Annotated in this window: 18 protein-coding genes, 1 tRNA gene and 1 other RNA gene; 17 read left to right on the forward strand and 3 right to left on the reverse strand. The window is 40.2% G+C overall.

Annotated elements, in window-relative coordinates; all coding sequences use genetic code 11:
* Nucleotides 1-3: 3 nt before the first annotated feature.
* Genes HT720_RS04620 through sufB form a run of 3 tightly spaced genes read left to right on the forward strand, consistent with a single transcriptional unit; the run spans nt 4 to nt 3127 of the window.
* The gene (locus HT720_RS04620; protein ID WP_173274855.1) at nt 4-1230 is read left to right on the forward strand and encodes a cysteine desulfurase; all 1227 of its coding nucleotides are present in this window, start codon (nt 4-6) and stop codon (nt 1228-1230) included.
* Nucleotides 1217-1657: a Fe-S cluster assembly sulfur transfer protein SufU gene (sufU, locus tag HT720_RS04625; protein ID WP_023936697.1), complete on the forward strand. Its 441-nt coding sequence runs from the start codon at nt 1217-1219 to the stop codon at nt 1655-1657. The genes HT720_RS04620 and sufU overlap by 14 nt, the downstream gene beginning before the upstream one ends.
* 57 nt (nt 1658-1714) lie before the next feature.
* Nucleotides 1715-3127: a Fe-S cluster assembly protein SufB gene (gene sufB / locus HT720_RS04630; RefSeq protein ID WP_000797047.1), complete on the forward strand. Its 1413-nt coding sequence runs from the start codon at nt 1715-1717 to the stop codon at nt 3125-3127.
* Between the two features lie 188 nt (nt 3128-3315).
* Here the strand turns inward: sufB and pbp3 are convergent, their stop codons facing one another.
* A complete protein-coding gene (pbp3, locus tag HT720_RS04635; RefSeq protein WP_173274856.1) occupies nt 3316-4557 on the reverse strand; it encodes a D-alanyl-D-alanine carboxypeptidase PBP3 in 1242 nt (413 codons plus the stop codon).
* Nucleotides 4558-4659: 102 nt separating this feature from the next.
* On the opposite strand from pbp3, the gene cozE reads away from it, so the two are divergent.
* The 3 genes from cozE to HT720_RS04650 all read left to right on the forward strand — a co-directional run bounded on the left by cozE (nt 4660) and on the right by HT720_RS04650 (nt 8296).
* On the forward strand, nt 4660-5769 hold the full coding sequence (gene cozE, locus HT720_RS04640; RefSeq protein WP_050079225.1) for a cell elongation protein CozE: 1110 nt from the start codon (nt 4660-4662) through the stop codon (nt 5767-5769).
* 539 nt (nt 5770-6308) lie between these two features.
* Nucleotides 6309-6656, forward strand: a transfer-messenger RNA (tmRNA) gene (gene ssrA / locus HT720_RS04645).
* 305 nt (nt 6657-6961) lie between these two features.
* Nucleotides 6962-8296 (forward strand): Nramp family divalent metal transporter, encoded by a 1335-nt coding sequence (locus tag HT720_RS04650; protein WP_004260041.1) that lies wholly within the window; start codon nt 6962-6964, stop codon nt 8294-8296.
* A 78-nt stretch (nt 8297-8374) separates the two neighbouring features.
* Here HT720_RS04650 and HT720_RS04655 read toward each other — a convergent pair.
* Nucleotides 8375-8462: transfer RNA gene (locus HT720_RS04655), tRNA-Ser, on the reverse strand.
* Between the two features lie 161 nt (nt 8463-8623).
* Between HT720_RS04655 and HT720_RS04660 the strand changes: the two genes are divergently transcribed.
* From HT720_RS04660 to HT720_RS04675, 4 genes are all read left to right on the forward strand, one after another.
* Nucleotides 8624-9364 (forward strand): DeoR family transcriptional regulator, encoded by a 741-nt coding sequence (locus tag HT720_RS04660; RefSeq protein ID WP_173274857.1) that lies wholly within the window; start codon nt 8624-8626, stop codon nt 9362-9364.
* Nucleotides 9361-10272 carry a 1-phosphofructokinase gene (pfkB, locus tag HT720_RS04665; protein WP_173274858.1) on the forward strand — a complete coding sequence of 304 codons (912 nt, stop codon included), beginning with the start codon at nt 9361-9363 and terminating at the stop codon, nt 10270-10272. Before HT720_RS04660 ends, pfkB begins: the two co-directional genes overlap by 4 nt.
* Nucleotides 10269-12221 carry a fructose-specific PTS transporter subunit EIIC gene (locus HT720_RS04670; RefSeq protein ID WP_173274859.1) on the forward strand — a complete coding sequence of 651 codons (1953 nt, stop codon included), beginning with the start codon at nt 10269-10271 and terminating at the stop codon, nt 12219-12221. Before pfkB ends, HT720_RS04670 begins: the two co-directional genes overlap by 4 nt.
* An 88-nt stretch (nt 12222-12309) precedes the next feature.
* Complete coding sequence (locus HT720_RS04675; protein WP_345890276.1) at nt 12310-14613, forward strand: DNA translocase FtsK; 2304 nt, start codon at nt 12310-12312, stop codon at nt 14611-14613.
* A 41-nt stretch (nt 14614-14654) separates the two neighbouring features.
* Here HT720_RS04675 and HT720_RS04680 read toward each other — a convergent pair whose 3' ends face one another.
* A complete protein-coding gene (locus HT720_RS04680) occupies nt 14655-15083 on the reverse strand; it encodes a DUF6556 family protein (protein ID WP_173250064.1) in 429 nt (142 codons plus the stop codon).
* Nucleotides 15084-15221: 138 nt separating this feature from the next.
* Here HT720_RS04680 and HT720_RS04685 point away from each other — a divergent pair, with 138 nt between their 5' ends.
* The 7 genes from HT720_RS04685 to HT720_RS04715 all read left to right on the forward strand — a co-directional run.
* On the forward strand, nt 15222-16364 hold the full coding sequence (locus tag HT720_RS04685) for a cysteine desulfurase family protein (RefSeq protein ID WP_173250066.1): 1143 nt from the start codon (nt 15222-15224) through the stop codon (nt 16362-16364).
* 8 nt (nt 16365-16372) lie between these two features.
* On the forward strand, nt 16373-17587 hold the full coding sequence (gene thiI, locus HT720_RS04690; RefSeq protein WP_173250068.1) for a tRNA uracil 4-sulfurtransferase ThiI: 1215 nt from the start codon (nt 16373-16375) through the stop codon (nt 17585-17587).
* Between the two features lie 136 nt (nt 17588-17723).
* Nucleotides 17724-18548 carry an alpha/beta hydrolase gene (locus tag HT720_RS04695; protein WP_173274860.1) on the forward strand — a complete coding sequence of 275 codons (825 nt, stop codon included), beginning with the start codon at nt 17724-17726 and terminating at the stop codon, nt 18546-18548.
* 21 nt (nt 18549-18569) lie between these two features.
* On the forward strand, nt 18570-19310 hold the full coding sequence (locus HT720_RS04700) for an esterase family protein (protein WP_033683867.1): 741 nt from the start codon (nt 18570-18572) through the stop codon (nt 19308-19310).
* Nucleotides 19311-19322: 12 nt separating this feature from the next.
* The gene (locus HT720_RS04705) at nt 19323-20489 is read left to right on the forward strand and encodes an ATP-grasp domain-containing protein (RefSeq protein WP_173274861.1); all 1167 of its coding nucleotides are present in this window, start codon (nt 19323-19325) and stop codon (nt 20487-20489) included.
* Nucleotides 20490-20844: 355 nt separating this feature from the next.
* Nucleotides 20845-22338: a class I SAM-dependent DNA methyltransferase gene (locus HT720_RS04710; RefSeq protein ID WP_050079220.1), complete on the forward strand. Its 1494-nt coding sequence runs from the start codon at nt 20845-20847 to the stop codon at nt 22336-22338.
* Nucleotides 22339-22350: 12 nt separating this feature from the next.
* Nucleotides 22351-23402, forward strand: a 1052-nt coding sequence (locus HT720_RS04715; RefSeq protein ID WP_173274862.1) for a restriction endonuclease subunit S, incomplete at its 3' end; no start/stop codon positions are given.

Genomic DNA, 23402 nt, shown 5'->3' on the forward strand with positions numbered 1-23402 from the left:
CCTATGTTAGATGTAGAAGTGATTCGCAAGGATTTTCCAATTTTAGACCAGATTGTCAACGATGAACCTCTGGTCTATCTGGACAATGCTGCGACGACACAAAAACCACTAGCAGTTCTGGAAACAATCAACCGCTACTATGAGCAGGACAATGCCAATGTTCACCGTGGTGTTCATACTTTGGCAGAACGAGCGACAGCATCTTATGAAGCCGCTCGTGAAAGCATTCGTAAGTTCATCAATGCAGGTTCGACAAAAGAAGTTCTCTTTACTAGAGGAACGACAACCAGCCTTAACTGGGTGGCACGCTTTGCAGAGGAAATCTTAACTGAGGGTGACCAAGTCTTGATTTCTGTCATGGAACACCATTCCAATATCATTCCATGGCAAGAAGCCTGTCGCAAGACTGGAGCAGAGCTTGTTTATGTCTATCTCAAGGATGGAGCTCTGGATATGGATGATTTGCGAGCTAAATTGACTGATAGAGTCAAGTTTGTCTCCCTTGCTCACGCCTCAAATGTTCTTGGTGTGGTCAATCCAATCAAAGAAATCACTCAATTGGCCCACCAAGTTGGAGCCATCATGGTGGTGGATGGTGCTCAGTCTACTCCTCATATGAAGATTGATGTCCAGGACTTGGATGTGGACTTCTTTGCCTTTTCAGGTCACAAGATGGCTGGTCCGACTGGTATCGGTGTTCTTTACGGCAAAGAAAAGTATCTGGAACAAATGTCACCAGTTGAATTTGGTGGTGAGATGATTGATTTCGTCTATGAGCAATCTGCTAGCTGGAAGGAGTTGCCTTGGAAATTCGAGGCAGGAACTCCAAATATGGCTGGTGCAATCGGACTTGCTGCTGCAGTTGATTATCTGGAAAAGATTGGTATGGATGCCATTGAAGCCCATGAACAGGAATTGATCGCATACGTCTATCCAAAACTGCAGGCGATTGAAGGACTGACCATTTATGGTTCACAGGACTTGGCTCAACGTTCAGGTGTCATTGCCTTTAACCTAGGTGACCTTCATCCGCACGACCTTGCGACGGCTCTGGATTATGAAGGAGTGGCTGTTCGTGCTGGTCACCATTGTGCGCAACCCTTGCTCCAGTATTTGGAAGTCCCAGCAACAGCTCGTGTAAGTTTTTATATCTACAATACCAAGGCTGACTGCGACAAATTAGTGGATGCCTTACAAAAGACAAAGGAGTTTTTCAATGGCACTTTCTAAACTAGATAGCCTCTATATGGCAGTGGTAGCGGACCATTCGAAAAATCCACATCACCAAGGGAAGTTGGAAGATGCTGAGCAAATCAGTCTCAACAATCCGACCTGTGGGGATGTTATCAACCTCTCTGTCAAGTTTGATGCAGATGATCGTTTGGAAGATATTGCTTTTCTAAACTCAGGATGTACGATTTCAACTGCCTCTGCAAGCATGATGACAGATGCAGTTTTAGGAAAAACCAAACAAGAAATCTTAGAACTGGCGACTATTTTTTCTGAAATGGTTCAAGGGCAAAAAGATGACAGACAAGATAGTCTTGGTGATGCTGCTTTCTTGTCAGGTGTTGCCAAATTCCCTCAACGAATCAAGTGTGCAACCTTAGCTTGGAACGCCCTCAAGAAAACAATTGAAAATCAAGAAAATCAATAAGACAAGTTTCTTTTGTCTTATGAATCAGTAGAAATGAAGAATGAAAGAAAGGATATTATGGCTGAAGAAAGAGTAGAACCAAAACCAATTGATCTTGGTGAATATAAATTTGGTTTCCATGATGATGTAGAGCCTGTCCTATCGACAGGAAAAGGATTGAACGAAGATGTCATTCGTGAACTATCAGCTGCCAAGGGAGAACCTGAGTGGATGTTAGAATTCCGTTTGAAGTCTTATGAAACCTTCAAAAAAATGCCCATGCAAACTTGGGGAGCAGACTTATCAGAGATTGATTTTGATGACTTGATTTATTACCAAAAACCATCTGATAAACCAGCTCGTTCTTGGGATGATGTGCCTGAAAAAATTAAAGAAACCTTTGAACGTATTGGGATTCCAGAAGCTGAGCGTGCTTATCTAGCTGGTGCCTCTGCCCAGTACGAGTCAGAAGTGGTTTACCACAACATGAAGGAAGAATTTGAGAAGTTAGGTATCATCTTTACAGATACGGATTCTGCCCTCAAGGAATACCCAGACTTGTTTAAACAATACTTCGCTAAGTTGGTACCGCCGACAGATAACAAGTTGGCTGCCCTTAACTCAGCAGTATGGTCAGGTGGAACCTTTATCTACGTACCAAAAGGTGTCAAGGTAGATATTCCACTTCAAACCTACTTCCGTATCAACAATGAAAATACTGGTCAGTTTGAACGTACTCTGATTATCGTTGATGAGGGAGCAAGTGTCCACTACGTAGAGGGCTGTACAGCGCCAACTTATTCAAGCAACAGCTTGCATGCTGCCATCGTAGAAATTTTTGCCTTGGATGGTGCTTATATGCGTTATACAACCATCCAAAACTGGTCTGATAACGTCTATAACTTGGTAACCAAACGTGCTAAAGCTCAAAAGGATGCTACTGTTGAGTGGATTGATGGTAACTTGGGTGCTAAAACAACCATGAAATATCCATCTGTTTACCTTGATGGAGAAGGGGCGCGTGGTACCATGCTTTCGATTGCCTTTGCCAATGCTGGGCAACACCAAGATACGGGTGCTAAGATGATCCACAATGCTCCACATACTAGCTCGTCTATTGTGTCTAAATCCATCGCTAAAGGCGGAGGAAAGGTTGACTACCGTGGACAGGTAACCTTTAACAAAAACTCTAAGAAGTCTGTTTCTCACATCGAGTGTGATACCATTATCATGGATGACTTGTCAGCATCAGATACCATTCCGTTTAATGAAATTCACAACTCGCAAGTAGCTTTGGAACACGAAGCTAAGGTATCTAAGATTTCTGAAGAACAACTCTATTATCTCATGAGCCGTGGATTGTCAGAATCTGAGGCAACTGAGATGATTGTCATGGGATTTGTAGAACCCTTTACAAAAGAACTTCCAATGGAATACGCCGTTGAGCTGAACCGTTTGATTAGCTATGAGATGGAAGGATCAGTTGGGTAAAATTTGATTTTATACTCTTCGAAAATCTCTTCAAACCACGTCAGCTTCGCCTTGCCGTACTCAAGTACTGTCTGCGGCTAGCTTCCTAGTTTGCTTTTTGATTTTCATTGAGTATTAGATTTACCCAAAATCAAGGACTTTGAAGATGAACTTGTAAGAAAAAATCGCGATTTTAAACCGCGATTTTTTTATAATTTCTCATTAACAAATCGGATAAACTGATTCCACCAAACTTTTAAGAAGAAGGCTTTTTCAATTTTCTTGTCTGCAACCATTTCGAAACTAGGGCGCTCTGTGGTGATGTAACCTTGACCAATCAAGTCCTTGTCTTCATAAGTCAAATGGCCAACCACTGTTCCAGCTTCAAGTGGTGCTGGGATTGCTTTGGAATCAGGTGTGAATTGAACAGATTGGGAAGATTGATTCCCAACACGTTCAATTAGATAGATATCCTCTGGAGCCACTGCAGTGACCGTATCTTCTTTTCCATCTTGTACAGGTGCTTTGCTATCTTGATAGGCATCGCCTTGCTGAACGATTTTGCGAAGTGTAAATGTAGAAGAAATATAATCCATTAGGGAAGATGTAGCTGTAAATCGAGCGTAAGGATTATTATCTTGATGGTCTGCATTTAAAACAACTGTGATGACTCTCATGCCTTTTTCGACAGTAGTACCAACAAAAGACTCTCCAGCCTTATCTGTTGTTCCTGTTTTCAGTCCATCAAAACCACCACGGTAAGCAGGCATACCTTCTAACATGTAGTTGGTTGAAGTGATTGTTATCCCATCAAAAGTAGAAGAAGGTTTTTTGGTGATTTCCAAAACTTGTGGGTACTTTTTGATGAGGTTGCGGGCAACGATGGCAACATCATAAGCACTGAGCTTATTTTCATCATCTTTATTAGATCCTGGGTAAATATTATCTCCTAGAGTCTCGTTGTTAAGACCAGTTGTATTGACAACCGTGGCATCTTTGATTCCCCATTCCAAGAGTTTTGCTCGCATCATATCAACGAAGTTTTTTTCAGAGCCAGCAATTTTCTCAGCTAGGGCAATAGCGGCGCTGTTGGCACTAGATACTAGGGTTGCTTCAAGCAGTTGTTCGACGGTATAATTACGAGCCTCCATAGGAACGTTACTGGCTTCAGAATTTGTCGTCAATTGATAAGGATAATCAGAAATATCTACTGGGGTGGAGAGTGTGATACTTCCATTTTCTAGAGCCTCATAGACAAGATAAACTGTAAGTAGTTTTGTAATAGAAGCAATTTCGACAGGTTGGGTTGCATCTTTCTCATAGAGAATTTTACCAGTATTTGCCTCAACAGCAATGGCATGTTTTGCAGCAATATTAAAATCTTGAGCAGCAACAGTAGAAGCGCCTCCTAAAAGGGAGACAGTTAATAAAGTTAAACATATTTTTTTCATAGTAGTTTTATTCTATCATAAAGAAAAAAAATATTCTTGCTTTAATAATTCATCCGTTAAGCTTTTTGAAAATATGGTAAAATAGAGTGAGGGAGGTAACTCATGTTTCGTAGAAATAAATTATTTTTTTGGACCACAGAAATTTTACTCTTAACCATCATCTTTTACCTATGGAGACAGATGGGGTCTTTGATTAACCCTTTTGTTAGCGTGCTTAATACAATTATGATTCCATTTTTATTAGGGGGCTTTCTTTATTATTTGACAAACCCTATTGTTACTTTCTTAAATAAAGTCTGTAAACTCAATCGTTTACTTGGTATTTTAATTACCTTGTGTGCTTTGGTCTGGGGAATGGTCATAGGTGTTGTCTATCTCTTACCTATTTTGATTAATCAGTTATCTAGTTTGATTATATCTAGTCAAACTATTTATAGTCGAGTACAAGACTTAATCATAGACTTATCTAATTATCCTGCACTCCAGAATTTGGATGTAGAAGCTACAATTCAGCAACTAAACTTATCCTATGTTGATATTCTTCAGAATATCCTAAATAGCGTATCAAATAGTGTGGGGAGCGTCTTGTCAGCTCTTATCAGTACTGTTTTGATTTTGATTATGACTCCAGTTTTTTTGGTTTATTTCTTATTAGATGGACATAAATTCTTGCCCATGCTTGAAAGAACGATTCTAAAGAGGGATCGCTTGCATATTGCAGGCTTATTAAAGAATTTAAATGCGACGATTGCTCGCTATATTAGTGGAGTTTCGATTGACGCAATCATTATAGGTTGTTTAGCTTATATTGGCTATAGTATTATTGGTTTAAAATATGCTTTAGTTTTTGCTATTTTTTCTGGTGTAGCCAATTTAATTCCTTATGTGGGGCCAAGTATTGGTCTGATTCCTATGATCATCGCAAATATATTCACTGATCCCCATAGAATGCTGATTGCAGTGATTTATATGCTTGTTGTTCAGCAGGTAGATGGTAATATCTTATATCCTCGAATCGTAGGAAGTGTTATGAAGGTTCATCCAATCACGATTTTAGTTTTACTTTTGTTGTCAAGCAATATCTATGGTGTAGTTGGAATGATTGTCGCAGTGCCAACCTATTCTATCTTAAAAGAAATTTCTAAGTTCTTATCCCGTTTGTATGAAAATCATAAAATAATGAAAGAACGAGAAAGAGAATTAGCTAAGTAAAAGTCAGGAGAACCCTGATTTTTCTTTACTGGAAGTGGCCTTTAGATTAGAAGATTGAAAATAAGTTAAAGTCCTAAACTAATTTTCACAGCTAAGAATAGTAGAAGTTAATCTGATAAAAATCGAAAAACCAGTGGAATTCCGTGTCAGGGTAAGTTCCACTGGTTTTCATAGTCTATTAAAGTTTGAATGAAACCTATTTATTTTAGCACAACAAGTAAAAAGTAGTCCGAATAATATAAGGATTGATTTTATAGTTTTTAAACTCAAATGAATTGAAACAAAGAGAGTAGGAAAATTCTCATCTGAAAGTATTTTAGAATAATTCTCTTCGTGAATTTCTTCAAAACAGATAGCTTTATCTTAGGTATGTGTTAATTGGATTTCGTAAGCTCTATTCACAATCGTAAAGTTATGCACTGAGAAAATTGTAGTTAGTCTCCCAGTTTGCTAAATTTCTCGAATAGTATCTTTTTAGGTACGTGATTTCCTTTTTGCATTTTTGTGTTAGATAAGGTATAATGGTTTTATTGTCTTTTGGGGTCGTTACGGATTCGACAGGCATTATGAGGCATATTTTGCGACTCGTGTGGCGACGTAAACGCTCAGTTAAATATAACTGCAAAAAATAACACTTCTTACGCTCTAGCTGCCTAAAAACCAGCAGGCGTGACCCGATTTGGATTGCTCGTGTTCAATGACAGGTCTTATTATTAGCGAGATACGATCAAACTTTGTCTAGCAGTTTGGTAAGAGATTTATAGGCTCGCAGTTCCTAGGCTTGAGTTATGTGTCGAGGAGCTGTTAAAACAATACATAACCTATGGTTGTAGACAAATATGTTAGCAGATGTTTGGACGTGGGTTCGACTCCCACCGGCTCCATTGATAATTTACATTGTTTTGTAAATCTTTCTAAAACGTTGTTTTTACAACGTTTTTTATTTTATTCTTTGGTATTCTTTTGCAAAAAAAGAATACAACATTTTGTTGTATCCTAAATATTAAATCAAGTCCTGAATTTTCTTAAGTTTTTATCATATTTTCTGTTATAATTAAGGTGCCTTAAGAAGAATAATGAAAAAACTAAATGTTTTTCATATAGTTTTCATTGTTTTAATAGTTTAAAGTCAATCTTATTTTTCTCTAATAGAAAATAATGAAAAAGTAGGTTTAGAAAGAGGTAAGTATCTATGTCTTCTCATAAAAAAGTGTCACTCTCTGAGATTAATCAATCTATCGATACTCCAAATAACAATCATTTCTGGCAAAATTTAAAGGCCTTTTTAGGTCCGGGTGCTCTTGTTGCAGTTGGTTATATGGATCCAGGAAACTGGATTACCAGTGTAGTCGGTGGTGCTTCCTATAAGTATAGTCTCTTGTTTGTTATCTTGATTTCATCTCTCATTGCCATGCAACTTCAGCAGATGGCAGGAAAGCTTGGTATTGTAACCCAGATGGACCTGGCTCAAGCAACGGCTCATCATTCACCTAAATGGCTTCGTTATAGTCTATGGGTGATTTTAGAATTAGCCTTGATGGCGACAGATCTGGCAGAAGTTCTAGGTTCAGCGATTGCTCTCAATCTTCTCTTTAAGATTCCGATTATGATAGCAATTCTCTTGACCGTGTTGGATGTTTTTCTCTTATTGCTTCTGATGAAATTTGGCTTTAAGAAGATTGAAGCTATTGTGACAACACTGATTTTAACCATTCTAGCAATTTTTACCTATCTGGTAGCTTTGTCACATCCAAGCTTCCAAGGAATCGTTGAGGGTTATCTACCGAATGCAACCTTATTTGAAAGTCCCTTGCCAGGGCATGAAAGTCAATTAACCTTGGCACTAGGGATCGTGGGAGCAACGGTTATGCCCCATAACCTCTATTTGCATTCTTCCTTGTCTCAAACTCGGAAAATCAATCACAAGGACAAGAATGATGTTCGAAAAGCCGTGCGCTTTATGACCTGGGATTCAAATCTCCAATTATCCTTGGCCTTTGTGGTTAACTCCCTTCTATTAATTCTCGGGGCGGCTCTCTTTTTCGGCCATGCATCTGAGATTTCTGCCTTCTCTCAAATGTATAATGCCTTGCAGGATTCTACTATTGCAGGAGCTATAGCTAGCTCGACCTTATCAACCTTGTTTGCCTTGGCTTTATTAGCCAGTGGTCAAAATTCGACAATTACGGGTACCTTGACTGGACAAATCGTTATGGAAGGTTTCTTGCATATGAGATTACCTCAATGGTTCATTCGTTTGGCAACTCGTCTCTTTGCCTTGTTGCCTGTCATGATTGTAGCGGTTCTGTTTGGTCATCAGGAAAAAACATTGGATCAGTTATTGGTTTATTCACAAGTCTTTCTTTCGATTGCTCTTCCATTTTCAATCTTCCCACTGATTTATCTAACTTCTAAGAAATCACTGATGGGAGAATTTACCAATGCCAAATGGAATACCATCCTTGGCTATATCGTTTCCATTATCTTAACAATTCTCAATGTGAAATTGTTATTTGATATTTTCTAAGAAATTCACCCGAGTTATAAAACAAGCATATAAGAAAAAAGATACCCAAGATTTCTTGGGTATCTTTTTTAAAATAAACGGAAGACATGGGATTCGAACCCACGCACGCTGTTACACGCCTACCGCGTTTCCAACACGGCCTCTTAAGCCTCTTGAGTAATCTTCCAATACTTACTCAAATAGTCTACCATAAAGGCTCTTATCTTGCAATAAAAATTCTAAAAATAAGAAAAATGATAGAACTTGAAAGAAAATGATAAAAAATGCTTGACTTTAAAAGAAAGTGTGATAGAATGAATAGTGTAAACGATAACAGGAGGTGATTCGGTGTTAAAAACAGAGCGGAAGCAACTGATTTTAGAGGAGTTAAATCAACATCATGTAGTTTCTCTAGAGAAATTAGTTAGTTTGCTAGAAACGTCAGAATCAACGGTTCGCAGAGACTTGGATGAGTTGGAAGCAGAAAACAAGCTTCGTCGAGTGCATGGTGGAGCAGAATTGCCCCATTCCTTGCAGGAAGAAGAAACCATTCAAGAAAAATCTGTCAAAAACCTTCAAGAGAAGAAATTGCTGGCTCAGAAAGCAGCCTCTCTCATCAAGGAACAAGATGTCATCTTTATCGATGCTGGAACAACGACAGCCTTTTTGATTCATGAATTGGTCAATAAGAATGTCACAGTTGTGACCAACTCTATACACCATGCTGCTCAGTTGGTTGAAAAGCAGATTCCAACTGTCATGGTTGGAGGAAGTGTCAAGATGGCAACAGATGCTAGCATCGGGGGCGTTGCTCTTAACCAGATTAACCAATTGCACTTTGACCGTGCCTTTATCGGAATGAATGGTGTGGACGATGGCTATTATACGACTCCTGATATGGAGGAGGGAGCTGTGAAGCGTGCTATTTTAGAGAATGCCAAACAGACCTATGTCTTGGTGGATTCGTCTAAGATTGGACAAACTTGCTTTGCCAAGGTAGCACCACTCAAACGAGCTATTGTTATCACAAGTCAAGGGCATGATCTCTTGCAGGTTATTAAGGAGAAAACGGAGGTAGTAGAAGTATGATTTATACAGTCACACTCAATCCATCCATTGACTATATCGTTCGTTTGGACCAAGTCCAAGTCGGTAGTGTCAATCGAATGGATAGTGATGATAAGTTTGCTGGTGGGAAAGGAATCAATGTCAGTCGTGTCTTGAAACGCTTGGGTATTCCAAATACAGCGACGGGATTTATCGGAGGCTTTACTGGAAAATTTATCACAGATACTCTGGCAAAGGAAGAAATCGAGACACGTTTTGTCCAAGTGGCAGAAGATACTCGTATCAATGTTAAAATCAAAGCAGACCAAGAAACAGAAATCAACGGAACGGGTCCAAATGTGGAACCAGCTCAGCTAGAAGAATTGAAAGCTATTTTATCTAGTCTGACAGCAGAAGATACGGTTGTGTTTGCGGGTTCAAGTGCTAAAAATCTAGGCAATGTCATCTATAAGGATTTGATTGCCTTGACGCGTCAAACGGGTGCGCAAGTGGTTTGTGACTTTGAAGGACAGACCTTGATTGATAGTTTGGACTACCAGCCACTTTTGGTCAAACCAAATAATCACGAACTTGGAGCTATCTTTGGGGTTAAACTTGACAGTTTGGACCAAATTGAGAAATATGCTCGAGAGTTACTGGTTAAGGGTGCTCAAAACGTCATTATCTCTATGGCTGGTGACGGTGCTCTTCTTGTCACATCTGAGGGAGCTTATTTCGCTAAACCAATCAAAGGAACAGTGAAAAATTCAGTCGGAGCTGGTGACTCTATGGTTGCCGGATTCACAGGTGAATTTGTCAAATCAAAAGACGCAGTAGAAGCCTTCAAATGGGGAGTGGCTTGCGGAACGGCAACCACCTTCTCAGATGATTTGGCAACGGCGGAATTTATTAAAGAAACATATGAAAAAGTTGAGGTAGAAAAACGATGAAAATTCAAGACCTATTGAGAAAAGATGTCATGTTGCTCGATTTGCAAGCAACTGAAAAAACTGCTGTCATCGAAGAGATGATTAAAAGCTTGGTAGACCACGGTTATGTGACAGATTTTGAAACCTTTAAAGAAGGCATTTTGGCGCGTGAAGCTTTGACTTCTACAGGTTTGGGTGACGGAATCGCAATGCCTCACAGCAAAAATGCTGCTGTAAAAGAAGCGACAGTTCTCTTTGCCAAGTCAAACAAGGGTGTTGACTATGAGAGCTTGGATGGACAAGCAACTGACCTCTTCTTCATGATTGCGGCTCCAGAAGGTGCAAATGACACTCACTTGGCAGCCTTGGCAGAATTGTCTCAATACTTGATGAAAGACGGTTTTGCTGATAAACTTCGTCAAGCAACATCAGCTGACCAAGTCATTGAACTTTTTGACCAAGCTTCAGAAAAAGCTCAAGAACCAGTTCAAGCTCCTGTAAATGAATCTGGTGACTTTATCGTAGCAGTTACAGCTTGTACAACAGGAATTGCCCACACATACATGGCCCAAGAAGCCCTTCAAAAAGTGGCTGCTGAAATGGGTGTTGGAATTAAGGTTGAAACCAACGGTGCCAGTGGTGTTGGTAACCAACTAACTGCGGAAGACATTCGTAAGGCTAAAGCTGTTATCATCGCAGCAGACAAGGCCGTTGAAATGGATCGATTTGATGGAAAACCATTGATCAATCGTCCAGTTGCTGACGGTATCCGTAAGACAGAAGAGTTGATCAACTTGGCTCTTTCTGGGGATGCTGAAATCTACCGTGCCGCTAATGGTACAAAAACTGCAACAGCATCTAACGAAAAACAAAGCCTTGGTGGTGCCTTCTATAAACACTTGATGAGTGGTGTCTCTCAAATGTTACCATTCGTTATCGGTGGTGGTATCATGATTGCCCTTGCCTTCTTGATTGATGGTGCTTTGGGTGTGCCAAATGAAAATCTTGGAAATCTTGGTTCTTATCATGAACTAGCTTCTATGTTTATGAAAATCGGTGGTGCAGCCTTTGGCTTGATGCTCCCAGTCTTTGCAGGTTATGTTGCCTACTCTATCGCTGAAAAACCAGGTTTGGTAGCAGGTTTCGTGGCTGGTGCTATTGCCAAAGAAGGTTTTGCCTTTGGTAAAATTCCTTATGCCGCAGGTGGTGAAGCAACTTCAACTCTTGCAGGTGTCTCATCTGGTTTCCTAGGTGCCCTTGTTGGTGGATTTATCGCAGGTGCTTTAGTGCTTGCTATCAAGAAATACGTTAAAGTTCCTCGTTCACTTGAAGGTGCAAAATCAATTCTTCTCTTGCCACTTCTTGGAACAATCTTGACTGGATTTGTCATGCTAGCTGTGAATATCCCAATGGCCGCAATTAACACTGCTATGAATGACTTCCTAGGAGGTCTTGGAGGCGGTTCAGCTGTCCTTCTCGGTATCGTCCTTGGTGGAATGATGGCTGTCGATATGGGTGGACCAGTTAACAAAGCTGCCTATGTCTTTGGTACAGGTACGCTTGCAGCGACTGTTTCTTCAGGTGGTTCTGTAGCTATGGCAGCAGTTATGGCTGGAGGAATGGTGCCACCACTTGCAATCTTTGTCGCAACTCTTCTTTTCAAAGATAAATTTACTAAGGAAGAACGCAACTCTGGTTTGACAAACATCATCATGGGCTTGTCATTTATCACTGAGGGAGCAATTCCATTTGGTGCCGCTGACCCAGCTCGTGCGATCCCAAGTTTCATTCTTGGTTCAGCAGTAGCAGGTGGCCTCGTTGGTCTTACTGGTATCAAACTCATGGCGCCACACGGAGGAATCTTCGTGATCGCCCTTACTTCAAATGCTCTCCTTTACCTCGTTTCTGTCTTGGTAGGAGCAATCGTAAGTGGAGTGGTCTATGGTTACCTACGCAAACCACAAGCATAAAACTTAGATAGAAAATGAAAAGATTGGACCGTTTGGTGCAGTCTTTTTCTCTTTCCGAAATGCCTGTGAAATATGGTATAATAGAAGAATGGCAAACAAGAATACAAGTAAAACAAGACGGAGACCGTCTAAAGCAGAACTCGAAAGAAAAGAAGCGATTCAACGGATGTTGATTTCGTTGGGAATCGCCCTTTTATTGATTTTCGCAGCTTTTAAATTAGGAGCTGCAGGTATCACTCTTTACAATTTAATTCGCTTGTTGGTGGGTAGCCTAGCCTATTTGGCAATATTTGGTATCCTGCTCTATCTCTTCTTCTTCAAGTGGATACGAAAACAGGAAGGACTCTTATCAGGATTTTTTACCATATTTGCAGGTTTGCTCCTGATTTTTGAGGCCTACTTGGTTTGGAAATATGGTTTGGACAAGTCCGTTCTAAAAGGGACCATGGCTCAGGTTGTGACTGATTTGACTGGTTTTCGAACGACCAGTTTTGCTGGAGGGGGCCTGATTGGGGTCGCTCTTTATATTCCAACCGCCTTTCTCTTTTCAAATATCGGCACTTACTTTATTGGTTCTATCTTGATTTTAGTGGGTGCTCTCCTAGTCAGTCCTTGGTCTGTTTATGATATTGCTGAATTTTTCAGTAGAGGATTTGTCAAATGGCGGGAAGGTCATGAGCGTCGAAAAGAGGAACGCTTTGTCAAACAAGAAGAAAAAGCTCGTCAAAAGGCTGAGGAAGAGGCTAGATTAGAACAAGAAGCGGCTGAAAAAGCCTTACTCGATTTGCCTCCTGTTGATATGGAAACGGGTGAAATTCTGACAGCAGATGTTGTACTTGACGCTCCACCTTTTCCAGAAGAAGAGTGGGTGGAACCAGAAATTATCCTGCCTCAACCAGAGCTTGAATTCCCTGAACAGGAAGATGGCTCTGATGATGAAGATGTTCAGGTCGATTTTTCGGCTAAAGAAGCTCTTGAATACAAACTTCCAAGTTTACAACTCTTTGCCCCAGATAAACCCAAAGACCAGTCTAAAGAGAAGAAAATCGTTCGGGAAAATATCAAAATTCTAGAAGAAACCTTTGCTAGCTTTGGTATCAAGGTAACAGTTGAACGGGCTGAAATTGGGCCATCAGTGACCAAGTATGAAGTCAAGCCAGCAGTGGGAGTACGGGTCAACCGAATTTCCAATCTAGCAGATGATCTCGCTCTAGCCTTGGCAGCCAAGGATGTCCGAATCGAAGCACCAATTCCTGGGAAATCTTTAGTGGGAATTGAGGTACCAAACTCTGAGATTGCGACAGTTTCTTTCCGAGAACTATGGGAACAATCGCAAACGAAAGCAGAAAATCTCTTGGAAATTCCTCTAGGAAAGGCGGTTAATGGCACTGCAAGAGCTTTTGACCTTTCCAAAATGCCCCACTTGCTAGTTGCAGGTTCAACGGGTTCTGGGAAGTCAGTAGCTGTTAACGGCATTATCGCTAGCATCCTCATGAAGGCGAGACCTGACCAAGTTAAATTTATGATGGTCGATCCCAAGATGGTTGAATTGTCTGTTTACAATGATATTCCCCACCTCTTGATTCCAGTCGTGACCAATCCACGCAAGGCCAGCAAGGCTCTGCAAAAGGTTGTGGATGAAATGGAAAATCGTTATGAACTTTTTGCCAAGGTGGGAGTTCGTAACATTGCAGGCTTTAATGCCAAGGTAGAAGAGTTCAATGCCCAGTCTGAGTACAAGCAGATTCCGCTACCGCTCATTGTTGTGATTGTAGATGAGTTGGCTGACCTTATGATGGTTGCCAGCAAGGAAGTGGAAGATGCTATTATCCGTCTTGGACAGAAGGCGCGGGCTGCAGGTATCCACATGATTCTTGCAACCCAGCGTCCATCCGTTGATGTCATCTCTGGTTTGATTAAGGCCAATGTCCCATCTCGTGTCGCTTTCGCAGTTTCATCAGGGACAGACTCCCGTACGATCTTGGATGAAAATGGAGCAGAAAAACTGCTTGGTCGAGGAGACATGCTCTTTAAACCGATTGATGAAAATCATCCAGTTCGTCTACAAGGCTCCTTTATATCGGATGACGATGTCGAACGCATCGTAAACTATATCAAAGCTCAGGCAGATGCAGACTACGATGAGAGCTTTGATCCAGGTGAGGTTTCTGAAAATGAAGGTGAATTTTCAGATGGTGAATCTGGTGGAGATCCGCTTTTTGAAGAAGCCAAGGCTTTGGTAATCGAAACCCAGAAAGCCAGTGCATCCATGATTCAGCGTCGTTTGTCAGTTGGTTTTAACCGTGCGACCCGTCTCATGGAAGAGCTTGAGATGGCAGGTGTCATTGGTCCAGCTGAAGGTACCAAACCAAGAAAAGTATTGCAACAATAAAAAATAGCTTCTTTCCAAGTTTGGAGGGAAGCTATTTCTGGCTATTGATTGGTTTTATTTTCTGAAGTTGGCGCATTGGACTGTTTTTCGTTTTCAGTAGCAGGTTTACTTGAAGCAGGAGTAGAAGAGTCCTGAGTTGCTGTTTTCTGATCTTCTTTTTTCTCTTCCTTGACGCTAGATTTTGGTGTTTCCTCTTGCTGTGTTTTTTCTTGACTAGTGTTAGTCTCTTTAGTTGGACTGGTGTTTTCCTTAGGGGATTCCTTTTGGATTTCTTTGACAATGGTTGTCGTCTGGCTTGTCGTAGGTTCTTTTTTAATATTTTTGTTATTATCCAAGGCATTCATGATCGTGATAGTCGCAGTAATCAAGCCGAGGATACTACCGATAGTAGCAACGGTTTTTTGAAAGACTGTAAAGCCTTTTTTGATGTGTTCTGTTTTTGGTTTTGAAGTTCTACGATAATTAGACATACATTCTCTCCTTTGATTAAAATTTATTATACCGCAATTCTTTAAAAAAATCTTAAAAAAAGAGGAATTGCCCTTTCTTGTCGCAAGCTCCGTTTCATGATACAATAGAAGAAGTGATTTTAGAAAGCGTGAGAAAACATGATTTACTTTGATAATTCGGCGACGACCAAGCCCTATCCTGAAGCCCTTGAAACCTATATGCAGGTCGCTTCAAAAATTTTAGGAAATCCATCTAGTCTCCATCGTTTGGGAGACCAGGCAACACGAATCTTAGATGCTTCTCGGCAACAGATTGCAGATTTAATTGGTAAGAAAAGCGATGAGATTTTCTTTACTTCTGGTGGAACAGAAGGGGATAACTGGGTTATCAAGGGAGTAGCATTTGAAAAAGCCCAGTTTGGTAAGCACATCATCGTATCAGCCATTGAACATCCAGCAGCCAAAGAATCAGCTCTTTGGTTGAAATCTCAAGGTTTTGAAGTGGATTTTGCTCCAGTAGATGAGAAAGGATTTGTGGATGTTGAGGCGCTAGCAGATTTGATAAGACCTGATACGACCCTCGTTTCCATCATGGCAGTTAACAATGAAATCGGCTCGATCCAACCTATTGAGGCTATTTCAGAATTGTTGGCAGATCAGCCGACTATTTCCTTCCACGTTGATGCGGTTCAGGCGCTTGCTAAGATTCCAACTGAAAAATATCTGACAGAACGAGTGGATTTCGCGACCTTTTCGAGTCATAAATTTCATGGTGTCCGAGGTGTTGGTTTTGTCTATATCAAGTCTGGCAAGAAGATTACACCTTTTTTAACAGGTGGTGGCCAGGAACGTGATTACCGTTCGACAACTGAAAATGTGGCAGGGATTGCAGCAACCGCTAAGGCTCTCCGTTTATCTATGGAAAAGCTAGATATCTTTAGGAGCAAGACTGGGCAGATGAAGGCAGTGATTCGTCAAGCACTTCTCGACTATCCAGATATTTTTGTCTTTTCAGATGAGGAAGACTTTGCCCCTCATATCCTGACTTTTGGAATCAAGGGTGTTCGTGGTGAAGTCATCGTTCACGCTTTTGAAGACTATGATATTTTCATCTCAACGACCTCTGCTTGTTCGTCCAAGGCAGGGAAACCTGCAGGTACCTTGATTGCCATGGGAGTGGACAAGGATAAGGCCCAGTCAGCTGTGCGTCTTAGTCTAGACCTTGAAAATGATATGAGTCAGGTCGAGCAGTTTTTGACCAAGTTAAAATTGATTTACAATCAAACTAGAAAAGTAAGATAGGAGCATTCATGCAGTATTCAGAAATTATGATTCGCTACGGTGAGCTGTCAACCAAGGGCAAAAACCGTATGCGTTTCATCAATAAACTTCGCAATAATATTTCAGACGTTTTGTCTATCTATCCCCAAGTTAAGGTAACCGCAGATCGTGATCGTGCCCATGCATACCTCAATGGCGCGGATTACACAGCAGTTGCAGAATCGCTTAAGCAAGTCTTTGGAATTCAGAATTTTTCTCCAGTATATAAGGTTGAAAAATCTGTAGAAGTTCTGAAGTCTTCTGTCCAAGAGATTATGCAGGACATCTACAAGGAAGGCATGACCTTTAAAATCTCTAGTAAACGTAGCGATCACAACTTTGAATTGGATAGTCGTGAACTCAACCAAACCCTTGGAGGAGCTGTTTTCGAAGCTATTCCAAACGTACAAGCTCAAATGAAAAGTCCTGACATCAATCTTCAGGTGGAGATTAGAGAAGAGGCAGCCTACCTTTCTTATGAAACTATTCGTGGGGCTGGTGGTTTGCCAGTTGGAACTTCAGGTAAAGGGATGCTTATGTTGTCAGGAGGGATTGACTCACCTGTAGCAGGTTATCTTGCTTTGAAACGTGGAGTGGATATTGAGGCAGTTCACTTTGCTAGCCCACCTTACACCAGTCCTGGTGCTCTTAAAAAAGCCCAAGATTTGACCCGTAAATTAACCAAGTTTGGTGGAAATATCCAGTTTATCGAAGTGCCTTTTACAGAGATTCAAGAGGAAATCAAAGCCAAAGCGCCAGAAGCCTATCTCATGACCTTGACGCGTCGTTTTATGATGCGGATTACCGACCGTATTCGTGAGGTACGAAATGGCTTGGTTATCATCAATGGGGAAAGTCTAGGTCAAGTAGCCAGCCAAACCCTTGAAAGTATGCAGGCTATTAATGCTGTTACAAACACTCCCATCATCCGTCCAGTTGTGACAATGGATAAGTTGGAAATCATTGACATTGCTCAGGCAATCGATACCTTTAACATTTCAATCCAACCGTTTGAAGACTGTTGTACGATTTTTGCACCAGATCGTCCAAAGACTAATCCTAAGATTAAGAATGCAGAGCAGTATGAAGCACGTATGGATGTTGAAGGCTTAGTTGAGCGAGCAGTGGCTGGAATTATGATTACTGAGATTACACCTCAAGCTGAAAAAGATGAAGTCGATGACTTGATTGACAATCTGCTCTAATCAGAAAACACAAAAGAATAGCGAAAATCAGGAAAGAAAGTTAGTTTTTTCTCTAAAAACAGGTAAAAAAACTGACTTTTTTTCTATTTTTATGATATAATGAGATAAAATTTTGAATATAGAGAGTTTTCTGACAATGAATCATTCCTACTTTTATTTAAAAATGAAAGAACACAAACTCAAGGTTCCTTATACAGGTAAGGAGCGCCGTGTACGTGTTCTTCTACCTAAAGATTATGAGAAAGACACGGACCGTTCCTATCCTGTTGTATACTTTCATGACGGGCAAAATGTTTTTTATAGCAAAGAGTCTTTCATTGGTCATTCATGGAAGATTATTCCAGCTATTAAGCGTAATCCTGATATCAGTCGCATGATTGTCGTTGCTATTGACAATGATGGCATGGGGCGGATGAATGAGTATGCGGCATGGAAGTTCCAAGAGTCTCCTATCCCAGGGCAGCAGTTTGGCGGTAAGGGTGTGGAGTATGCAGAGTTTGTCATGGAGGTGGTCAAGCCTTTTATCGATGAAACTTATCGTACAAAAGCAGACCGCCAGCATACAGCCATGATTGGTTCCTCATTAGGAGGGAATATTACCCAGTTTATCGGCTTGGAATACCAAGACCAAATTGGTTGCTTGGGCGTCTTTTCATCTGCCAACTGGCTCCACCAAGAAGCCTTTAACCGCTATATTGAGCGCCAGAAATTATCGCTTGACCAGCGCATCTTCATCTATGTGGGAACGGAAGAAGCGGATGATACGGACAAGACCTTGATGGCTGGTAATATCAAACAAGCCTACATTGATTCATCGCTACGCTATTACCATGATTTGATAGCAGGGGGAGTACATCTGGATAATCTTGTGCTGAAAGTTCAGTCTGGTGCCATCCATAGTGAAATCCCTTGGTCAGAAAATCTACCCGATTGTCTGAGATTTTTTGCAGAAAAATGGTAAGTTAAGAAAGGAAAAAACGAAATGCATATTGAACATCTTAGCCACTGGAGTGGCAATCTTAACCGTGAAATGTACCTTAACCGTTATGGACATGCTGGGATTCCAGTTGTGGTCTTTGCTTCATCAGGTGGTAGTCACAACGAATACTATGATTTTGGTATGATTGATGCCTGTGCTTCCTTTATCGAGGAAGGCCGTGTTCAGTTCTTTACCCTATCCAGTGTAGACAGTGAGAGCTGGTTGGCCACTTGGAAAAACGGTCACGACCAAGCAGAGATGCACCGAGCCTACGAACGTTATGTGATTGAGGAGGCCATTCCTTTTATCAAGCACAAGACAGGTTGGTTTGATGGCATGATGACGACAGGTTGCTCTATGGGAGCCTATCATGCACTCAATTTCTTCCTCCAGCATCCAGATGTCTTTACCAAAGTGATTGCTCTTAGTGGTGTTTACGACGCACGTTTCTTTGTCGGCGATTACTACAATGACGATGCTATTTACCAAAACTCGCCAGTAGATTATATCTGGAATCAGAACGACGGCTGGTTTATTGACCGTTATCGTCAGGCAGAGATTGTGCTTTGTACGGGTCTTGGTGCCTGGGAACAAGATGGTCTACCATCTTTCTACAAGCTGAAAGAAGCCTTTGACCAGAAACAAATTCCAGCCTGGTTTGCTGAATGGGGACACGATGTCGCCCACGACTGGGAATGGTGGCGCAAACAAATGCCTTATTTCCTCGGCAATCTCTATTTATAAAAGGAGTTACCTATGAATTACCTTGTTATTTCTCCCTACTATCCACAAAACTTTCAACAGTTTACCATCGAACTAGCTAATAAAGGCATCACAGTCTTGGGGATTGGCCAAGAACCATACGAGCAATTGGATGAACCTTTACGCAATAGCCTAACCGAATATTTCCGTGTGGACAATCTTGAGAACATAGATGAAGTCAAACGTGCAGTTGCTTTTCTCTTTTATAAACATGGTCCAATTGATCGCATCGAATCCCACAATGAATATTGGTTAGAGTTGGACGCAAGTCTTCGTGAGCAATTCAATGTTTTTGGTGCCAAACCAGAGGATCTCAAAAAGACGAAATTTAAGTCTGAAATGAAGAAGCTTTTCAAAAAAGCAGGTGTCCCTGTGGTACCTGGAGCTGTTATCAAGACTGAAGCAGATGTGGATCAAGCTGTGAATGAAATCGGCCTTCCAATGATTGCCAAACCTGACAATGGAGTGGGAGCAGCCGCGACCTTTAAGCTTGAAACAGAAGACGATATCAATCACTTCAAGCAAGAATGGGACCATTCGACCGTTTATTTCTTTGAAAAATTTGTCACTTCCAGCGAAATTTGCACCTTTGATGGTCTAGTGGACAAGTATGGAAAGATTGTCTTCTCAACAACCTTTGACTACGCCTATACACCGCTTGATCTGATGATTTACAAGATGGACAATTCTTATTACGTTCTCAAGGATATGGATCCTAAATTACGTAAATATGGTGAGGCAATTGTCAAGGAATTTGGCATGAAAGAACGGTTCTTCCATATTGAGTTCTTCCGTGAAGGGGATGATTACATTGCCATCGAGTACAATAACCGTCCTGCAGGTGGTTTCACTATCGATGTTTATAATTTTGCTCATTCCTTGGACCTCTATCGTGGCTACGCAGCTATAGTCGCAGGAGAAGAGTTCCCAGCGTCAGAGTTTGAACCTCAGTATTGTTTGGCTACATCACGTCGTGCAAATGCTCACTATGTCTATTCAGAAGAGGATTTGCTTGACAAATATAGCCAGCAGTTTAAGGTTAAAAAAATCATGCCAGCGGCCTTTGCGGAACTTCAAGGAAATTACCTGTATATGTTGACAACTCCGAGTCGACAAGAAATGGAGCAGATGATTAAGGACTTTGGTCAGCGTCAGGCTTAAGAGACTATCGGATTAAGGAAATTTACTCCCTTAATCCTTTTGTTTTGTCTGATAAAAAATAAGAGCATCCTAACAAGGTAGCTATCATAAAACTTGTTCGATAACTATTTGAAGCAGGATTAGGTGGTCAGAAATTGAATTTTAACATTTCAATTGAGTCATAGTATTGTGCTTTCGTATCCTTAAATCAGCTAAAAGGATCCATGACGACACCTATACGATATAGTTTTCAAGATACCAAACAAGTCTATTAAAATATTCAGGTGACGCATAGATATAGTTAATTGAAGCTTTGTTTGAAATCTGATAAAATAATGATGTTACTAAGTTTTAAAAACTAAAGAAAAGGGAAGATATGATTACAGGCGAATTAAAAAATAAAATCGATCAGTTGTGGGAAATTCTTTGGACAGAAGGAAATGCAAATCCTTTAACAAATATTGAACAGTTGACTTATCTCTTATTTATGAAAGATTTGGATAGTGTCGAGCTTGGACGTGAAAGTGATGCTGAATTTTTAGGGATTCCTTATGAGGGAGTTTTTCCAAAAGATAAACCTGAATACCGTTGGTCAACTTTTAAAAATATAGGAGATGCTCAGGAAGTTTATCGTTTAATGACTCAGGAGATTTTTCCGTTTATTAAAAATCTCAAGGGGGATACAGATGATACAGCCTTTTCACGATATATGCGAGAAGCTATTTTTCAAATAAATAAACCTGCTACGCTTCAAAAGGCAATTTCTATCTTAGATGTTTTTCCAACTAGGGGATTAGATGTAGATTTTGATAATGACAAACAAAGTATTACTGATATCGGAGATATCTATGAATATCTGTTATCAAAATTGTCGACCGCAGGTAAAAATGGACAGTTCCGTACACCTCGTCACATCATCGATATGATGGTTGAGTTGATGCAACCGACTATCAAAGATATTATCTCAGATCCTGCTATGGGTTCTGCTGGCTTCTTAGTATCTGCTAGCCGTTACTTAAAGCGTAAGAAAGATGAATGGGAAACCAATACAGATAATATCAATCATTTTCATAATCAGATGTTTCATGGAAATGATACGGATACGACTATGTTGAGACTTGGGGCGATGAACATGATGCTACATGGAGTAGAAAATCCACAAATCAGTTACCTTGACTCGCTGTCTCAAGATAATGAAGAAGCCGATAAATATACTTTGGTTTTAGCAAATCCTCCTTTTAAGGGCTCACTTGACTACAATTCAACCTCTAATGACCTTCTTGCAACCGTAAAAACCAAAAAAACAGAATTACTCTTTCTTTCTCTTTTCTTGCGAACTTTAAAACCAGGTGGACGAGCAGCAGTTATCGTACCTGATGGTGTCCTTTTTGGTTCGTCTAAAGCTCATAAAGGAATTCGTCAGGAAATTGTAGAGAACCATAAGCTTGATGCTGTAATCTCAATGCCTAGTGGTGTTTTCAAGCCTTATGCTGGAGTTTCAACTGCCATTCTCATCTTTACAAAAACTGGCAATGGTGGTACTGACAAGGTCTGGTTTTACGATATGAAAGCGGATGGTTTAAGTTTGGATGATAAGCGACAACCGATTAGCGACAATGATATTCCAGATATTATCGAACGCTTTCATCATCTTGAAAAAGAAGCAGAACGTCAGAGAACGGATCAATCTTTCTTTGTTCCAGTTGATGAGATAAAGGAAAATGATTATGATTTGTCTATCAATAAATATAAAGAGATTGAGTATGAAAAAGTTGAGTATGAACCAACAGAGGTCATCTTAAAGAAAATCAATGATTTAGAAAAAGAAATTCAAGCTGGCTTGGCTGAATTAGAAAAATTACTCAAGTAGGGAGGTGGCTGTATGAAAAAAGTGAAGTTGGGGGAAGTCTTATCTCTAAAAAAAGGCAAGAAAGCCACTGTACTTGCTGAACAAACAACTCTAAGCCAACGTTATATTCAAATAGATGATTTAAGAAATAATAATAATTTAAAATTCACTGAAAGTTTAAATATGACTGAAGCACTCCCAGATGATATTCTGATAGCATGGGATGGTGCTAATGCAGGAACAATTGGTTGTGGGTTATCGGGAGCTGTTGGTAGTACAATTACGGTCTTAAAAAAGAATGAGCGATACAAAGAAAAAATTATATCAGATTACTTGGGAGTCTTTTTGGAAAGTAAATCGCAGTATTTACGAGATCATTCAACAGGTGCAACAATTCCTCATTTAAACAAGAATATATTACTTAATTTACAATTAGAATTGCTAGGTATCGAGGAACAAGAGAACATTATCTGTATTCTTAATACGATTAAAAGGCTTATTACTAAAAGAAAATTGCAGTTAGATGAACTAAACTTGCTCGTCAAATCCCGATTTAACGAGATGTTTGGGGATTTTTATACTACATTATTCCCCAAATATAAAATAGGTGAAAAATTTGAAGTTTCTAGTGGAAGTACACCATCAAGAGATAATAAATTATATTGGGATAGCGGAACGATTAATTGGGTAAAAACAACTGAGGTAATAAATAGAGAAATTACGGAAACTGAGGAAAAAATCACAAAATTTGCTTTAGAAAATACATCTCTTAAACTTTTTCCAGTTAATACAATATTAATTGCTATGTATGGTCAAGGACAAACAAGAGGAAGAAGTGCAATCCTCAAAGTTGAATCTACTAGCAACCAAGCATGTGGGGCTATATTTCCAAATAAAATAGACAATCCAGTTTTTATTTGGCATCAATTAATGCTAAGGTATAGCGAATTACGAGAACTTGGACGAGGAGGAAATCAACCTAATTTAAACGGTCAACTGATTAAAAATTTTGAACTGATTTTCCCCCCACTAGCCCTCCAAAATGAGTTCGCAGACTTTGTAGCCCAAGTCGACAAATCACAATT

This window comes from Streptococcus sp. 68, from assembly GCF_013277415.1.
Taxonomy (GTDB): domain Bacteria; phylum Bacillota; class Bacilli; order Lactobacillales; family Streptococcaceae; genus Streptococcus.

Excerpts from the sequence above, each read along its gene's own strand:
- HT720_RS04620 (WP_173274855.1), top strand. The coding sequence starts at position 4 with ATGTTAGATGTAGAAGTGATTCGCAAGGATTTTCCAATTTTAGACCAG.
- thiI (WP_173250068.1), top strand. The coding sequence starts at position 16,373 with ATGCAGTATTCAGAAATTATGATTCGCTACGGTGAGCTGTCAACCAAG.
- HT720_RS04680 (WP_173250064.1), bottom strand. The coding sequence starts at position 15,083 with ATGTCTAATTATCGTAGAACTTCAAAACCAAAAACAGAACACATCAAA.
- HT720_RS04650 (WP_004260041.1), top strand. The coding sequence starts at position 6,962 with ATGTCTTCTCATAAAAAAGTGTCACTCTCTGAGATTAATCAATCTATC.
- HT720_RS04705 (WP_173274861.1), top strand. The coding sequence starts at position 19,323 with ATGAATTACCTTGTTATTTCTCCCTACTATCCACAAAACTTTCAACAG.
- pbp3 (WP_173274856.1), bottom strand. The coding sequence starts at position 4,557 with ATGAAAAAAATATGTTTAACTTTATTAACTGTCTCCCTTTTAGGAGGC.
- HT720_RS04670 (WP_173274859.1), top strand. The coding sequence starts at position 10,269 with ATGAAAATTCAAGACCTATTGAGAAAAGATGTCATGTTGCTCGATTTG.
- HT720_RS04710 (WP_050079220.1), top strand. The coding sequence starts at position 20,845 with ATGATTACAGGCGAATTAAAAAATAAAATCGATCAGTTGTGGGAAATT.
- HT720_RS04695 (WP_173274860.1), top strand. The coding sequence starts at position 17,724 with ATGAATCATTCCTACTTTTATTTAAAAATGAAAGAACACAAACTCAAG.
- cozE (WP_050079225.1), top strand. The coding sequence starts at position 4,660 with ATGTTTCGTAGAAATAAATTATTTTTTTGGACCACAGAAATTTTACTC.
- HT720_RS04685 (WP_173250066.1), top strand. The coding sequence starts at position 15,222 with ATGATTTACTTTGATAATTCGGCGACGACCAAGCCCTATCCTGAAGCC.
- sufB (WP_000797047.1), top strand. The coding sequence starts at position 1,715 with ATGGCTGAAGAAAGAGTAGAACCAAAACCAATTGATCTTGGTGAATAT.
- pfkB (WP_173274858.1), top strand. The coding sequence starts at position 9,361 with ATGATTTATACAGTCACACTCAATCCATCCATTGACTATATCGTTCGT.
- sufU (WP_023936697.1), top strand. The coding sequence starts at position 1,217 with ATGGCACTTTCTAAACTAGATAGCCTCTATATGGCAGTGGTAGCGGAC.
- HT720_RS04675 (WP_345890276.1), top strand. The coding sequence starts at position 12,310 with ATGGCAAACAAGAATACAAGTAAAACAAGACGGAGACCGTCTAAAGCA.
- HT720_RS04700 (WP_033683867.1), top strand. The coding sequence starts at position 18,570 with ATGCATATTGAACATCTTAGCCACTGGAGTGGCAATCTTAACCGTGAA.